A 15,290-nucleotide genomic window follows, 5' to 3' on the forward strand; every position below is an offset into this window, starting at 1 on the left:
AGGAGAAACACCCACGTGGCAAGCGAACAATCCGGATTTGAGCAGACTTTCAGGGAGATGTTCCGCAGGCATGCCGCCGGGGTTGCCATCATTACGGCCAACCTCAACGGGAAGCCCTTCGGCTTTACTGCCACGTCCGTGGCATCATTGTCCGCCGAGCCGCCTCGTTTCACCTTCAACATGGCCAGGAGCTCGAGTTCATGGCCCGCCGTGGCCGGCGCTGACTACATCGGTGTTCACATGCTGGGGCTTGAGAATCAAGCCCTTGCCAACCGGTTCGCGCGGACCCGGGATCGTTTCGAAGGCGACCACTGGGAGCCGGGTCCCCATGACGTCCCGATTCTCAAGGATGTCAGCGGCTGGCTGGTGGGCAAGATTCAAATGCGCCTGTCATTCGAGAACAACGCCGTGATCGTGGTGGAAGTCATCGACGGCCAGGTGGGCGAAGACGGCACTCCCCTGCTTTACCACAGCGGCGGCTACAGCCAGCCGGCACCGCTCGACTACGAGATCTGACGGACCAGTCCCGAACGGGCTCCGAACTCCTAGTTATCCAGGCACGCAGGACCCAGAAGCACCTTGAGATCACCGAAAAGCGAAGGACTCGGGTTTACCCGCATATGAACGGGCAGCCCCATGACCTCCACCTTGGTGTCACCCATCAGCTTCAGGCGGACCTCGGAGTTTCCACGGTGGGTTCGCAGGACGTCGCGCAAGTCAGTCACCACTGATTCCGTGGCCTTGAACGTGGGAATGGTGATCACGACCGGGCCGTTCACGCTTTCGCTGAGGTCCGGAACCGAGAGCTCCATGCAGTTCAGTGTCACTGCCCCGTCATCCCGGCGCTGCAACCGTCCCTTGACCACAACAATCAAGTCCTCTGCCAAGACCGAAGCAATGGGGCCGTAGACCTGACCGAAGAACATGACCTCCATGGAAGCGCCGAGGTCCTCGATCTCGGCCCGGGCATAGGCATTGCCGCTGGCCTTCGCGATTCGCCGGCTCAACGAGGTGATCATGCCGGCGATGGTGACTATTGCGCCGTCGTGTGGTCCGTCTTCCGCGATGATCGACGTTATGGACTGTTCAGCGTGCTGGCTGAGGACGCCCTCGAGTCCTTGGAGGGGATGGTCGGACACATAGAGGCCCAACATGTCCCGTTCGAACGATAGCTTGTCCTTCTTCTCCCATTCCGGAAGGTCCGGAATTTCGGTGGTCAGCGACGCTTCCGGCTCCTGATCCTCGAACCCTGCGAAGAGGTCGAACTGGCCAATGGCCTCGTTGCGCTTCAGGGTGATGACGGAGTCGATGGCTTCTTCGTGGATCATCGCAAGGGCTCGGCGATGGTGGCCGAGCGAATCGAACGCACCGGCCTTGATGAGGGATTCGATGGTGCGCTTGTTGCACACCACCGCGGGCACCTTCAGGAGGAAGTCCTTGAACGAGGTGTAGCTGCCCTCCGTGGTACGGGCGGAGACCATGGCATCCACCACGTTGACGCCGACGTTACGGATTGCGCCCATGCCGAAGCGAATGTCCGTGCCCACTGGAGTGAAGTTCAGCGACGACTCGTTGACATCCGGCGGAAGAACCGTGATGCCCATACGGCGGCACTCGTTCAAGTAGATGGCCGACTTGTCCTTGTCATCGCCCACCGAGGTGAGCAGGGCAGCCATGTACTCCGGGGCATAGTGCGCCTTCAAGTAGGCGGTCCAGTAGGAAATTACCCCGTACGCTGCCGAGTGCGCCTTGTTGAAGGCGTAGTCGGAGAACGGGAGCAAGATGTCCCAGAGGGTCTTGACGGCGGCCATGGAGTAACCGTTGTCCTGCATGCCTTGGGAGAAGCCAGCGAACTGCTTGTCCAGCTCGGACTTCTTCTTCTTGCCCATGGCGCGGCGGAGGATGTCTGCCTGACCGAGTGAGTAGCCGGCAAGCTTCTGCGCCACGGCCATAACCTGCTCTTGGTACACGATCAGGCCGAAGGTGCCGCCAAGGATTTCCTTGAGCGGTTCTTCCAGCTCAGGGTGGATGGGGATGACCTCTTGGATCCCGTTCTTTCGCAGGGCGTAGTCGGTGTGGGCGTTGGCGCCCATGGGCCCAGGCCGGTAGAGGGCCAGCACAGCGGAGATGTCTTCGAAGTTGTCAGGCTTCATGAGCTTGAGCAGGGACCGCATGGGGCCACCGTCCAGCTGGAACACACCCAGGGTATCGCCGCGCGCCAGGAGCTCATACGACGCAGCGTCGTCGAGTTCGAGGTTTTCCAGGTCCAGGTCAACGCCGCGGTTCATCTTGATGTTTTCCAGGGCATCCGAAATGATCGTCAGGTTTCGGAGGCCCAGGAAGTCCATCTTGATCAGGCCAAGGCCTTCGGACGTCGGATAATCGAACTGCGTGATGACTTGGCCGTCCTGGAAGCGGCGCATGATCGGAATGACGTCGATGATGGGGTCCGAGGACATGATGACGCCAGCCGCGTGGACACCCCACTGGCGCTTCAGGCCCTCGATACCCAGCGCGGTCTCGAAGACCTTGGCGGCCTCAGGATCGGTGGCGATCAGCTGGCGGAAGTCTCCGGCTTCGCTGTAGCGCTTGGACTCGGGGTTCTGGATATCCGCAAGCGGGATGTCCTTGGCCATGACGGCAGGCGGAAGTGCCTTGGTCAGCTGCTCCCCCATGCTGAACGGGTAGCCCAGCACGCGCGAGGAGTCCTTGAGTGCCTGCTTGGTCTTGATAGTGCCGTACGTGACGATCATCGCCACGCGCTCGTCGCCGTACTTCTTGGTGACATAGTCAATCACTTCGGAGCGGCGGCGATCATCGAAGTCGACGTCGAAGTCGGGCATGGAGACGCGGTCCGGGTTAAGGAAGCGTTCGAAGATCAGGCCATGCTGCAGGGGGTCGAGGTCGGTGATACGCATGGCGTAGGCCACCATGGAGCCTGCACCGGAACCGCGGCCCGGACCCACACGGATCCCGTTGTTCTTGGCCCAGTTGATGAAGTCGGCAACCACCAGGAAGTAGCCGGGGAATCCCATGGACGTGATGACGCCGAGTTCGTAGTCGGCCTGCTTGCGTACCTTGTCCGGAATGCCTTGAGGGTACCGGTACTTGAGGCCGGCATCCACTTCCTTGACCAGCCAGGACGTCTCATCCTCCCCTGGCGGGCAGGGGAACCGTGGCATGTAGTTGGCACCGGTATTGAACGAGACTTCGCAACGCTCAGCGATGAGCAGCGTGTTGTCACAAGCCTCCGGGTGGTCGCGGAACAGTTCACGCATTTCCTGCGGCGACTTCAGGTAGTAGCCACTGCCGGAGAAGGCGAAGCGGGAGCCGCCGTTGTCATACGTCGGTTCAAGGAGGGTGGAGCCGGACTGAATGGCCAGCAGGGCCTCGTGGGCCTTGGCATCGTGTTCGTGCGTGTAGTGGAGGTCGTTGGTGGCCACCAGCGGCAGGTTGAGCTCCTTGGCCAGGCGGAGGAGGTCTCCTGTGACGCGGCGTTCGATGTCCAGCCCGTGGTCCATCAGCTCGCAGAAGTAGTTCTCCGCCCCGAAAATGTCCCGGAACTCAGCAGCGGCCTCAACGGCCTCGCGATACTGGCCAAGACGAAGCTTGGTTTGGACTTCACCGGACGGGCAGCCGGTGGTGGCGATCAGGCCTTCGGAGTAGGTGTTGAGCAGCTCCCGGTCCAGTCGGGGCCACTTACCGAACACAGAGTCGAGGGAGGCTATGGACGATGCCCGGAACAGGTTCCGCATGCCCACATTGTTGTAGCTCAGGAGCGTCATGTGCGTGTACGAGCCACCGCCGGAGACGTCGTCCTTGCGCTGGCTTTCGTCGCCCCAGCGCACACGCTCTTTGTCACCGCGGGCAGTTCCCGGCGTCACATAGGCTTCGACGCCGATGATGGGCTTGATGCCTTTGTCAGTCGCCTTGCGCCAGAAGTCGAAGGCGCCGAACAAATAGCCGTGGTCCGTGGTGGCCAGCGCGGGCATTCCCAGCCGCTCGGTTTCGTCGAACAACTCACCCAGTCTGGCCGCTCCATCCAGCATGGAGTACTCGGTGTGGGTGTGCAGGTGGACGAACGAATCATTGCTGGAAGTCACCACGACAGTCTACCGTCCCGGGTCCGACAGGAAGCGGACCCGGACGGCGAGGCCCCTATGCAGAGCCGGTTGCGAGCAGATCCAGGGCGTACTGGAGATCGGCAGGGTAGTCACTGCTGACCTCCACCCAGTCACCGGTTCGGGGGTGAGTGAACCCGAGCTGGCGGGCGTGCAGCCATTGCCTTGTGAGCCCCAGTGTTGCCGCGAGCCGGGGATCGGCCCCGTACGTGAGATCTCCAGCACAGGGGTGCCGCAAGGCCGAGAAATGGACTCGGATCTGATGGGTACGGCCGGTCTCCAAGTGAACCTCCACCAAGGTGGCCTTGCCGAACGCTTCCAGCACCTCGTAGTGCGTTACTGATGGCCGTCCGTCCTCGATCACGGCGAAACGCCAGTCGTGGCCCGGGTGGCGTCCGATCGGGGCATCGATGGTGCCTTCAAGCGGATCGGGCAGTCCTTGGACCACAGCGTGGTACACCTTGTCCACGGTGCGTTCCTTGAAAGCGCGCTTCAGGACCGTGTAGGCATGCTCGGTCTTCGCCACCACCATGACGCCGGAGGTCCCGACGTCGAGCCTGTGCACGATGCCTGCACGCTCGGGTGCTCCGGACGTCGAAATCCTGTACCCGGCCCCGGCGAGGCCACCGACCACCGTTGGTCCCACCCAGCCTGGCGAGGGATGCGCTGCAACCCCCACGGGCTTGTCGATGACAACGAATTCCTCGTCATCCAGCAGGATCTTCAGGCCTTCCACAACTTCCTCCACGACTTCCAAGGGGTCCGGCCGCTCGGGAACAGTAACGTCCAGTACTGCGCCGGCCACGAGCTTTGCCGACTTGCCGAGTGCCACACCGCCGCTGGTCACGTTTCCTTCAGCAATCAGCAGCGCTGCCGCCGAGCGGGAGATGGCCAGCAGTTGCGCCAGGCCGGCATCGGCGCGCACCCCGGCCAGTTCTTCGGGAATCACCAGCGTGTTACTCACCGGCAGTCTCCCCCGCGGATCCGGCAGCAGGCTTGGCATCACTGGCTGGTTTGGCCGCCGCTGATTGGCGCTTTCCATCCATGCCGATGCCGCGAAGGGTGAGGAGGCAGATAATGACGACGCCGGACACCACCGCCGAGTCCGCGATGTTGAAGATGGCGAAGTTGGGCAATTGGATGAAATCCACCACGTGGCCCATGGCGAAGGACGGCTCCCGGAACAGGCGGTCGGTCAGGTTGCCCAGCGCCCCGCCCAGAAGCAGGCCAAGGGACAGCGCCCACCAGGCCGAGCCCAGACGTCGCAACTGGAAGAGGATTGCCACCGATACGGCAGCCATGACGATAGTGAAAACCCACGTCACGTTTTCCCCAATGGAGAACGCCGCCCCGGAGTTCCGGATGTAGTACCAGTGCAGCAACGGGGGCAGCACCGGAATGCGTTCACCCTCCGTCATGGTGCTGGTCACCCAGAGCTTGGTGAGCTGGTCAAAGGCGTAGGCGAACACGGCGAAGCCGGCAAAAAGCCAGAGCATGGCCGGACGCCACTTGCGGCGGACGGTTGGCTCCGGCTGCGAGGCGTCATCGGTTAAGTCGTCGGTCATAGTGCTTTCATTCGTGAAGCGTGGAGGTTTGCCATCAGGGTAGTTAACAGCAAAAGCCGGCGGCCGAGGAGTCCTCAGCCACCGGCTTTCAGAATACTTGCTAAACGTCTGCGGTAGCTTCGCCGACCTCAGGGGCAGCGACGGAACCACGGGCGTCGAGGTCGCGCAACTGGCCTTCGATGTAAGCCTTCAGGCGGGAGCGGTAGTCGCGCTCGAAGCCGCGGAGCTGTTCCACCTTGCGCTCGAGAACGGAGCGCTGCTGCTCGAGGGCACCAAGGATCTTGCGGGACTTTTCCTGGGCATCGTTGACGAGGCTGGAAGCCTCGATCTGAGCCTCGGCAATGATCTTTTCCTTCTGCTGCGCGCCGTCCGAAACGTGCTTGTCGTGCATCTGCTGAGCCATGGCCAGCAGTCCTGCAGCGGATTCAGCGGAGGGGGTGACACCGTTGCTTGCAGCGGGAGCCTTTGCAGCAGCAGCGGCAGCGGCGGCCTGCTCGGCTTCCTTCTTCTTGGCAGCTTCGGCAGCCTTGGCCTCGGCTTCCGCCTTGGCCTCAGCTTCCTTGTCGACCTTGACCGGGGCCGGAACCTTCTCGACGACCGGAGCCGCAGCAGTTGCAGCAGGCACAGCCGAACCGGCTTCGCCGAGCTTCTTGCGAAGTTCGTCATTCTCCTGGTTCAAGCGGCGAAGTTCCACCACGATCTCGTCGAGGAAGTCGTCTACCTCGTCCTGGTCGTAGCCTTCGCGGAACTTGGTCGGCTGAAAGCGCTTGTTGACAACGTCTTCTGGCGTCAAAGCCATCTGGTCACCTCGTTGGTCTAGTTAGTCAGTAGGCCTTCCGGCCGTTCAAAACTACGGTACCTAAATATCATCTGGTTCCTCCAATTCAACACCATCGTGTTGAATTGGAGAATTTGCGGCCTTTGGACCATCGGTGGTCCGGGTTCCGCGGGCAGCTATGCCAAGCCGCCAGCCACGTTCATGGCGATTACAACTACAACAATCAGGATCAGGAACCCCAAGTCCAAGGAAATTCCACCCAGCTGGAGGGGCGGTATCAGTTTGCGGAGCCTCCCCAGCGGAGGATCCGTCACGGAGTAGACCACATGGGCTGTTACCAATGCCACACCCCGCGGACGCCACTGGCGGGCGAACATCTGCACCCACTCAAAGATGAGTCGGATGATCAAGGCAATGAAGAACAGCAACAACACAATATAGATAAGGCCGAAAACAATGCCCACGAGTTAGCTCAGATCTCCCACTTGTTCCGGAATGCCGATCGGTCCCTACTATTGCAACACAGATGCCAGGCAGGTTGACCCGCCTGGCATCCGCGAAAAAATCTGGTGTCAGCTCTGGTTGAAGAAGCTGGCCTGCGTTTCGCTGGCCTTCTTGTCATCTCCGATGACCTCGACGTACGACGGCGACAACAGGAAGACCTTATTGGTCACTCTTTCGATACTCCCATGCAGGCCAAAGACCAACCCGGCCGAGAAGTCCACAAGGCGCTTGGCGTCGGCTTCTCCCATGTCGGTGACGTTCATGATGACCGGAATGCCATCCCTGAAGCTTTCACCGATGACCTTGGCATCGTTGTACGAACGGGGATGAACGGTGGTGATCTGCCTCAGGCCCGAGGCATCTTCGCGGCTGGACGCCGCACGCTTGATGGGTGTCACGGGTGCGCGGTATTCCTCTTCGGCATCAACAGTGGGCATTTCACGGACAACTTCCCGGACGGGAGCAGGCGCCCGGCGCTCTTCCCGTTCCTGTGCCTGGGGGCGTTCTTCGTCGTGGTGCGAGGCGACGGCCTGCTCAGATTCGTAGTGTTCATCGCCGTCGGCGAGCCCAAGATAGATCATTGTCTTGCGCAGAGCGCCAGCCATGGTGCACTCCTATCGTTTCTGCAGTAGGCGGGCCGCCATGACTTGACATATTGGAACCCCGGCCCGTCATTCCAATACTTTGACGCTACCCCACGGCCGGACGCGAACCCAGAATATCGGAGCCAATTCGCAGGTGTGTCGCCCCGAACTTCACGGCTGCTTCCAGGTCCTGGCTCATTCCGGCGGAGATGCCGGCAGCAGCCGGATGCGCCACGCGGAGCGCCTCTGAAATTGCGGCCAGCTTGTTGAATGCCGCCTCAGGATCGGCACCGAGGGGTGCCACGGCCATCAGCCCTGCCAACCGCAGGCCAATGGCCGACTCGATCCTGGCTGCAAGCAGTTCCACGTCGGCCGGAGCGGCACCGCCGCGGTGCGCACCGGCGTCGTCCTCCAAACTGACCTGAACGAAGCAGTCAAGGTCGCTCCGCCCCGTAGAATCCTGCTCCCGGGCGACGGCCTTGGACAACGCGTCAACAAGCTGGGGCCGATCAATCGACTGGACGGACGCCGCATACTTGGCAACGGACTTTGCCTTGTTGCTTTGAAGCTGCCCGATGAAATGCCATCGCACTTCAAGGTCGGCCAGCTCCGCGGTTTTGGACGCTGCTTCCTGGTCGCGGTTCTCACCGAAGTCGCCAACGCCAAGTGCAGCCAAGCGGCGGACGTCGGCAGCCGGATGAAACTTGGTCACGACGATCAACTGCGGGACGTCACTTCGTCCGGCAGCGGCCGCCGCTGCCTCGATCCGGCTCCTGACCACCTCCAGCCGCCCAGCGAGCTCAGCGGTACGGGCATCGCCACCGGCAGCCTGCGGCCGGTGGTCGTGTCCAGTGCTAGTCATGCGTCCACACCAAACCTGCGAATCGACCGGTGCGGGACTCGCGCCGGTAAGAGAAAAGGGAATCATTTTCGAGGGTGCACTCCCCCGCATAAGCCACAGGAACATCCAATGCAGCCAATTGCGCCCGCACACCCGCGGGCAGGTCCAGGGCGGGAGTCCCCCACGACGTGGTGGACCAGGTGGCCGGGACTTTCGCCGCGACGTCGGTACGCAGTTGTTCCGGCACCTCGTAGCAGGAACCGCAAATTGAAGGACCCAGCCAGGCGCTGATGTCCACGGCGCCGCGGCTACGCATTCCAGCGACAGTGGCCCCCACGATGGCCGAAGCAACGCCGGGGCGTCCCGCGTGGGCCACGGCAATGATGGGGTCATTGTTGGCGTCCACGCCTGCGAACACCACGGGCACGCAATCGGCCACCATGACAGCCAACGGCTGCGCCGCCCCCGGGGAATCCGTGGCAGCTGAAACCATGGCGTCGGCAGTGGGTCCGGGCCCAATGGCAGCGATGAACTCCACGGTGTTGCCATGGACTTGATTCATGTATTGGAACTGCCGCGCACCCAACCCCGCCGCGTGCGCGAGGCGGGTTCGCCGTGCGCTCACTTGCTCAGGGTTGTCCCCTACGTGGAGAGCCAGGTTCCCGGCGCCTGCATCCGTGAAGGCTACAGAAACGCCGGGCCGAACTTCATTGCGCCACCAAAACACCAGGAACTGACTCTCCGAACGCGGCTTACTTCAGGAAGTCGGGGACGTCGAGGTCGTCCGAGCGACTACCCGACAGGTCGGGCTCCACCACGGCCGGAAGGTCGACGTCGAAGCCCGAGTCAGCAGGCAGCGCGGACGGGCGCTGCTGACCCCAATTGCTCAAGCCCGCGGCACCGATACCTGCCGTCGCGTGCTGGGGTGCAGCGGCACTGGAAGGTGCGCTGCTCGGTGCAGCCGGACGATCCGAGGGCACTGGGTTTTGCGCCGGACGCGACTGGTCCATGGAGGGCGAGGTTGCCTTGACGTCGTCGAAACCTGCAGCAATGACCGTCACACGGGCCTCATCGCCCAAGGCGTCGTCAATGACCGCACCGAAGATGATGTTGGCCTCGGGGTGCGCCACTTCCTGCACCAGTCGGGCTGCTTCATTGATTTCGAACAGGCCGAGATCCGAACCACCCTGGATGGAGAGCAGGACACCGTGGGCGCCGTCAATGGAGGCCTCCAGGAGCGGGGAGGCGATGGCAAGTTCGGCAGCCTTGACCGCACGGTCTTCACCGCGGGCGGAACCGATGCCCATCAGGGCTGATCCTGCACCCTGCATGACCGACTTGACGTCGGCAAAGTCGAGGTTGATCAAGCCCGGGGTGGTGATCAGGTCGGTGATGCCCTGCACGCCGGAGAGGAGCACCTGGTCCGCGGAGCGGAAAGCGTCCAGGACGGAGACGTTGCGATCGCTGATGGACAGGAGGCGATCGTTGGGGATGACGATCAGGGTGTCGACTTCGTCGCGAAGCGCGTCAATGCCGGCTTCGGCGGAACCTGCACGGCGGCGGCCTTCGAAGGTGAACGGACGGGTCACCACACCAATGGTCAGCGCACCCAGGGAACGCGCGATGCGCGCCACCACGGGGGCGCCACCGGTACCGGTGCCACCGCCTTCGCCGGCCGTGACGAAGACCATGTCAGCGCCGCGGAGAACTTCTTCGATCTCGTCGGCGTGGTCCTCGGCGGCCTGCTTGCCGACTTCGGGGTTGGCGCCGGCTCCGAGTCCACGCGTGAGTTCACGTCCGACGTCAAGCTTGACGTCGGCGTCGCTCATGAGCAGCGCCTGCGCGTCAGTATTGATGGCGATGAACTCGACGCCCCGAAGGCCGACCTCGATCATGCGGTTGACTGCGTTCACGCCACCGCCGCCGATGCCGACGACCTTGATGACGGCCAAGTAATTCTGCGGTGCTGCCACGTTTCGTGCCCCTTGCTTGTGTCCTATAGCGAAACTGATCGAGTCCAACTTGAATTCTTGGACCTTAACCCTCTAGTTGAAGGTTATAGTTATGTCAAGTAACTCTACTGCGACGGTATTTCCTATGGTTCGCACATGCAATGACCGCTTGCGCGTGTCGTGTGATTGTCGCGAAATAAGGCCACCGACGGCCGGAGGTTACGTTCTCAAACTGCTTATTTGGTGAATGGATGCCGTGGGACGCTGACGTCGTAGACACGCACGGGAACCTTCGGATCTGCTGGCATCTTGAGCAGCGCTTCAAGTGCCTTCGCCTTCAATTCCCTGTCCTCGGCATTGCCCCACACTACCGTCTTTCCGTCCACCAGTTTGAGCTCCACCGCATCCGCGGAGGCTGCCGAAGCGGTGGACATCCTGGCCAGTACGTCGGCCGGCAAGGTGTCCAGGACAGCAGCAATTGCCTTGAAGAGCTCCGTGTTGGTCGCACCCGCGCCGGCGTCGATCAACGGCAGGGCCACCGCGGACTGGTCCTTGGTGGCACCGAGCTGAACGCCGTCCACGTCAACCATGACAAAAGAGTCGCCCTGTTTCAGCAGCGCTACCGGAACACGTTCGTTGACATGAACCAACAATTCCGAAGGTGGCCGCGCCTCCATAGTGGCCGACCGAACTTGGACCAGAGGCTTCAGGAGCTCGTTGATCTCCTGCTCGCTGACCTGGGGCAGTGGCTTGCCTTCCAGCTCCGAGAGAGCCTTCTGCACGGCATCAGGAGTCAACAGGGTGGTTCCGTCCACAGTGACGGTCCGGACTGCGAGGACCGGCGAATACACGGCACCGGCGATGAGCGCCGCAACAAACGCCGCGACGATGGAAATCGTCCACAGCACCAGCCTCCGCTGGCGTTTTCCCTTTGGCTCCGGAAAGGCAATGACGTTGCCCGGTGGAGTTGCCTTGCCGGACTTCGAATTTTTGTCTACCGGATTGGCGGAACCTGTTGATTTAACTGCTGGCGTCACTCCAGGTTCAAGGGAACGCTGGGCGCTGATGACGGTCCCGGAGTCTTTGCTCCGGGGGCGGCCGGCGGTCGGCTGGCCCGTATCCGTGGCCGGTTTATACGTCGGCTTGCGGGTACTAGCCACCCAGCGCCTCCACGATCACGGGTCCGTACGCAGTAACGTCTCCCGCGCCCACTGTCAGGACCACGTCACCTTCGCCTGCGACTGTGGCTATTGCCCTCACGGCTTCGTCTGCGGAAACAAGGCGGCCCGTGGACAAATGATCGGCGATCAATGCACTGGTGACCCCCGGAATGGGATCTTCGCGGGCCGGATAGATGTCCAGGACCAGAGCCGTGTCCGCTGAGTTCAGGGCCTCCGCAAACTCGTCGGCGAATTCACGGGTGCGCGAGAACAGGTGCGGTTGGAAGAGGACATGCACTTTGTTGCCGGCCGCGACTGAACGCGCCGCCGAGAGTGCCGCCCGAACTTCCGTGGGGTGGTGGGCGTAGTCGTCGTAGACCCGCACTCCCCTGCCCTGGCCTTTGAGTTCAAACCGCCGCGAGGCCCCTGTAAAGTGGGCCAACGCCGCTGCTGCGGCATCAGGTGCCACCCCGAGTTCGACGGCGACCGCGAACGCCGCTGCCGCATTCAGGGCATTGTGGCGCCCGGGTACCTGCAGTTCGAGCCGGTGGACTTCGCCCGCGACAGCCACCGAGACATCTCCTGGACCAGCGTCGTGAAGCCGGATGTCGGCGTCGTCCGCTGTTCCGTACGTCAGTACCCGGGTGGTTCCCTTCGAACCAGTACGGTCCGCCAGCGCGCGGGCGCCGGCATCATCGGCGCAAACCAGGAGAATACCTTCGGGCGGCAGCAGGGCCGCGAAGCTGTCAAACGAGGCAAAGACTGCTTCGGGAGTTCCATAGTGGTCCAGGTGGTCGGCCTCGACGTTGGTGACGACGGCGATCAGCGGCCGATAGTTGAGGAAGGAACCATCCGACTCGTCGGCCTCGGCAACGAAGATGTCCGAAGCCCCGTGCGCGGCGTTCACACCGAGAGCCGGGACGTTCGCTCCAATGGCAAAAGAGGGATCAACGCCTGCTTCCTTGAGCAGGACGGCGATCATGGAGGTGGTGGTGGACTTACCGTGCGTACCCGCCACTGTAACCACCCGGTGACCGGCCATAGTGGCAGCCAGGGCTTCGGACCGGTGCAACACGGGCAGTCCTGCAGCCCGCGCCGCCGTGAGCTCCGGGTTATCGGCGCGGATGGCCGAGCCGGCCACGATCGTCTGCGCATCGCCCAGGTTTTCTGCGTCGTATCCCACGGCTATGCGCGCACCAGCCGCAGCGAGGTCGTGCATGACCGGCAAGTCTTTGCCATCCGTTCCGCTGACAGGGACACCCCGCGCCACCATGATCCGGGCGACGGCGGACATTCCCACTCCGCCGATGCCAATGAAGTGGACGCGTCCCAGGGATTCGAGGGGGGCGATGCTGGTGGTCATGCGTTTACCGCTTCCAAGACAAGATCAGCCATGCGCTGATCGGCGTTTCTGATACCGAGGGCCTCGGACTTGCGGGCCATTTCGCGGAGCCTGCCGTGGTCGGACAGCAGTGGAATGAGTTCGCTTTCGAGCCATTCCGGGCTGAGGTCCTTATCGTCCACCAGGAGAGCGCCACCGGCGTTCACCAACGGAGCCGCGTTCAGTGCCTGCTCCCCGTTTCCGATCGGCAGCGGCACGAACACGGCCGGAACTCCTACCGCCGCTGCTTCGCTGACGGTTCCAGCACCCGCGCGGGCCAGAAGCACATCGGCAGCTGCGTAGACGCTCTCCATCCCGTCCACGTACTCAACCTGGCGATAGCCGTCGGCAGCCAGCAGTTCGCCGTCGTCATTGAGGACAGACTTCCCGTTGCCCGTAATGTGCAGGGTTTGGACTCCGGCAGCTGCCAGAGCCGGAAGTGCGGCCGCTATGGAACGATTGATGCTCAACGCCCCGGACGAGCCTCCCGTGACGATCAAAGCCGGCCTTTCCGGATCCAACCCCAACAGGGACTTGGCCGCAGGTGCAGCCTTGGCCCGGTCGAGGCCGGAGATGGCCCGGCGCATGGGCATGCCCACGTGGCGTGCTCCCCGCAACCGTGTTCCGGCAAACGCCACAGCAACGTAGTTGCTGAACCGGGCGCCCACGCGGTTGGCGAGGCCGGCCTTCATGTTGGCTTCATGGATAACGATGGGAATCCCGAGTTTCCGGGCAGCAAGGTACATGGGTGTGCAGACATAGCCGCCCACCCCCACGAGGACATCAGCCTGCGCTTCCTCCAGGATGCGCCGGGCCTGGCGTACCGCTCCACTCAGTCGTCCGGGAAGCTTCAGGAGGTCTACGGAGGGTCGTCGCGGAAACGGAACCCGGTCGATGGTGGCGAGCTCGTAGCCGGCGGCCGGGATGAGCCGCGTTTCCATGCCCGACGGCGTGCCAACAGTCAGGATGGCAGCGTCCGGACGCTTGTCCTTGATGGCGTCGGCGATGGCCAACAGCGGGCTGATATGCCCGGCGGTTCCGCCGCCGGCCAGGACGACGGACAAAGGCTTGGACGCGTTGGAGTCAAAAGTCATGAAGTGCTATTTACGCTTTCGTGCGGTCTTGGACATGAGGCGCGGAAGGAACCCTGAACGCTGCTGCGGTGGCAGTTGGCCGCGGGCCAAGGACAACACTACGCCCACCCCGCACAGCGACATCACGAGTGCAGAGCCACCGTAGGAGATGAAGGGCAGCGGCACACCGACCACCGGAAGCAACTGGGTCACCACCGCCATGTTCATGCTTGCCTGGCCCAGCAGCCACACCATGATTCCACCCGCAAGGGTGCGCTGGAACGGATCCGTCTGCCGGACCACCACACGGAAGATGGCGATGCCAAGAATCGCGAAAAGCACCAAGACCACAATGGTCCCCACCAAGCCAAGTTCCTCGCCGATGATGGCGAAGATGAAGTCGTTGTGGGCTTCCGGCAACCAGTTGTATTTCTGTCGGCTCTGGCCCAGGCCCAGCCCCGTCCAGCTTCCTTGCGCCAGCCCGTACATGCCGTTGGTGGACTGGAAGTCGAAATCGAACTGCTCGGTACATGATGCGGACGCCGTCCCGAGCCAGGAGGTGATGCGGCATATCCGGTTGGCACTGCTGATGGTGCCCAGCACGGCGCCCACCACTCCCACGGCACCGGCAATGGCCAGCATCCGTCCGGGCACGCCCGCAAAGTAGAGGCCCGCCGCTGTGATGGCGGCAATGACGATCACGGTTCCAAGGTCGTTTCCGAGCATCACGAGGCCAATGACGAGGCCTGCGCCCGGCACCACGGGGATGATCACATGCCACCAGCGGTTGAGGAGTTTCTGCTTGCGCGCCAGTACCGCGGCAATCCAAACACAGAGAATGAGTTTGGCCGTCTCGGAAGGCTGGAGCGTCACTCCGCCGATGTCGATCCAGTTCTTGTTGCCATTGACGCTGTTACCCATGACCTGGACCAGGACGAGGAGGACAATGACGGCGCCGAGCGCCCACCACGACAACCTCTTCATCCAGTTCACGTTGGTCCGTGAGATCACGTACATGCCAACGAGGCCGATGACGCCGAACATGGCCTGCTTGAGGGCATCCGCGTAGGGCGACTTGCCTTCGGAGATCGCTTCCACACTGGAGGCCGACAACACCATCATGATGCCGATGGCTGTCAAGGCCAGGGCACAACCAAGAATGAGGTAGTAGGTGGAACTGTTGGGAGCTGAGCCCTTGCCTTCAAGGCCGTCCCAGAAGCCGCGCAGGTGCCTGCGGAGCCCGGAAGGCTGTTTGTCCGCCGTCGGCGTGGCCTTGGGTTTCCCGTCCCGGGGATCCTTGCCGCGGGTGCGGGTGGGCGTGCTGACCATTG

14 protein-coding genes are annotated in these 15,290 nt (G+C 62.6%); 1 reads left to right on the plus strand and 13 read right to left on the minus strand.

What is annotated here, in order from left to right:
* Nucleotides 1–15: 15 nt before the first annotated feature.
* Nucleotides 16–516 (plus strand): flavin reductase family protein, encoded by a 501-nt coding sequence (locus tag FQP90_RS19820; protein ID WP_306439417.1) that lies wholly within the window; start codon nucleotides 16–18, stop codon nucleotides 514–516.
* A 29-nt stretch (nucleotides 517–545) separates the two neighbouring features.
* Here the strand turns inward: FQP90_RS19820 and dnaE are convergent, their stop codons facing one another.
* The 13 genes from dnaE to ftsW form a co-directional block, all read right to left on the minus strand.
* Nucleotides 546–4,103, minus strand: a complete 3,558-nt coding sequence (gene dnaE / locus FQP90_RS19825; RefSeq protein WP_144652785.1) for a DNA polymerase III subunit alpha — start codon at nucleotides 4,101–4,103, stop codon at nucleotides 546–548.
* 55 nt (nucleotides 4,104–4,158) lie between these two features.
* Nucleotides 4,159–5,085, minus strand: a complete 927-nt coding sequence (locus FQP90_RS19830; protein ID WP_144652786.1) for an RluA family pseudouridine synthase — start codon at nucleotides 5,083–5,085, stop codon at nucleotides 4,159–4,161.
* Entirely contained in the window at nucleotides 5,078–5,686 is a 609-nt protein-coding gene (lspA, locus tag FQP90_RS19835) for a signal peptidase II (protein ID WP_144652787.1), read from the minus strand. The genes FQP90_RS19830 and lspA overlap by 8 nt, the downstream gene beginning before the upstream one ends.
* 100 nt (nucleotides 5,687–5,786) lie before the next feature.
* Nucleotides 5,787–6,485 (minus strand): DivIVA domain-containing protein, encoded by a 699-nt coding sequence (locus FQP90_RS19840; protein ID WP_144652788.1) that lies wholly within the window; start codon nucleotides 6,483–6,485, stop codon nucleotides 5,787–5,789.
* 155 nt (nucleotides 6,486–6,640) lie between these two features.
* A complete protein-coding gene (locus FQP90_RS19845) occupies nucleotides 6,641–6,928 on the minus strand; it encodes a YggT family protein (RefSeq protein ID WP_144652789.1) in 288 nt (95 codons plus the stop codon).
* Between the two features lie 108 nt (nucleotides 6,929–7,036).
* Nucleotides 7,037–7,573, minus strand: a complete 537-nt coding sequence (locus FQP90_RS19850; protein WP_026542515.1) for a cell division protein SepF — start codon at nucleotides 7,571–7,573, stop codon at nucleotides 7,037–7,039.
* Nucleotides 7,574–7,658: 85 nt separating this feature from the next.
* Nucleotides 7,659–8,414, minus strand: coding sequence for a YggS family pyridoxal phosphate-dependent enzyme (locus FQP90_RS19855; protein ID WP_144652790.1), 756 nt, complete (start codon nucleotides 8,412–8,414; stop codon nucleotides 7,659–7,661).
* Entirely contained in the window at nucleotides 8,407–9,120 is a 714-nt protein-coding gene (locus tag FQP90_RS19860) for a polyphenol oxidase family protein (RefSeq protein WP_144652791.1), read from the minus strand. Before FQP90_RS19860 ends, FQP90_RS19855 begins: the two co-directional genes overlap by 8 nt.
* Before the next feature lie 25 nt (nucleotides 9,121–9,145).
* Nucleotides 9,146–10,366, minus strand: coding sequence for a cell division protein FtsZ (ftsZ, locus tag FQP90_RS19865; RefSeq protein ID WP_011774419.1), 1,221 nt, complete (start codon nucleotides 10,364–10,366; stop codon nucleotides 9,146–9,148).
* Between the two features lie 215 nt (nucleotides 10,367–10,581).
* Nucleotides 10,582–11,505 carry an FtsQ-type POTRA domain-containing protein gene (locus tag FQP90_RS19870; protein WP_144652792.1) on the minus strand — a complete coding sequence of 308 codons (924 nt, stop codon included), beginning with the start codon at nucleotides 11,503–11,505 and terminating at the stop codon, nucleotides 10,582–10,584.
* Entirely contained in the window at nucleotides 11,498–12,868 is a 1,371-nt protein-coding gene (gene murC / locus FQP90_RS19875) for a UDP-N-acetylmuramate--L-alanine ligase (protein WP_144652793.1), read from the minus strand. Before murC ends, FQP90_RS19870 begins: the two co-directional genes overlap by 8 nt.
* The gene (murG, locus tag FQP90_RS19880; RefSeq protein ID WP_144652794.1) at nucleotides 12,865–13,980 is read right to left on the minus strand and encodes an undecaprenyldiphospho-muramoylpentapeptide beta-N-acetylglucosaminyltransferase; all 1,116 of its coding nucleotides are present in this window, start codon (nucleotides 13,978–13,980) and stop codon (nucleotides 12,865–12,867) included. The genes murC and murG overlap by 4 nt, the downstream gene beginning before the upstream one ends.
* Nucleotides 13,981–13,986: 6 nt before the next feature.
* The gene (ftsW, locus tag FQP90_RS19885; protein ID WP_144652795.1) at nucleotides 13,987–15,288 is read right to left on the minus strand and encodes a putative lipid II flippase FtsW; all 1,302 of its coding nucleotides are present in this window, start codon (nucleotides 15,286–15,288) and stop codon (nucleotides 13,987–13,989) included.
* Between the last annotated feature and the right edge of the window lie 2 nt (nucleotides 15,289–15,290).

It is taken from the genome of Paenarthrobacter nitroguajacolicus, assembly GCF_007786235.1.
Classification (GTDB): domain Bacteria; phylum Actinomycetota; class Actinomycetes; order Actinomycetales; family Micrococcaceae; genus Arthrobacter; species Arthrobacter nitroguajacolicus_A.

Bases quoted from the DNA above. Each gene is read 5' to 3' on its own strand.
- murC (WP_144652793.1), bottom strand. From the start codon at position 12,868: ATGACCACCAGCATCGCCCCCCTCGAATCCCTGGGACGCGTCCACTTC.
- FQP90_RS19840 (WP_144652788.1), bottom strand. From the start codon at position 6,485: ATGGCTTTGACGCCAGAAGACGTTGTCAACAAGCGCTTTCAGCCGACC.
- murG (WP_144652794.1), bottom strand. From the start codon at position 13,980: ATGACTTTTGACTCCAACGCGTCCAAGCCTTTGTCCGTCGTCCTGGCC.
- FQP90_RS19855 (WP_144652790.1), bottom strand. From the start codon at position 8,414: ATGACTAGCACTGGACACGACCACCGGCCGCAGGCTGCCGGTGGCGAT.
- lspA (WP_144652787.1), bottom strand. From the start codon at position 5,686: ATGACCGACGACTTAACCGATGACGCCTCGCAGCCGGAGCCAACCGTC.
- FQP90_RS19850 (WP_026542515.1), bottom strand. From the start codon at position 7,573: ATGGCTGGCGCTCTGCGCAAGACAATGATCTATCTTGGGCTCGCCGAC.
- ftsW (WP_144652795.1), bottom strand. From the start codon at position 15,288: ATGGTCAGCACGCCCACCCGCACCCGCGGCAAGGATCCCCGGGACGGG.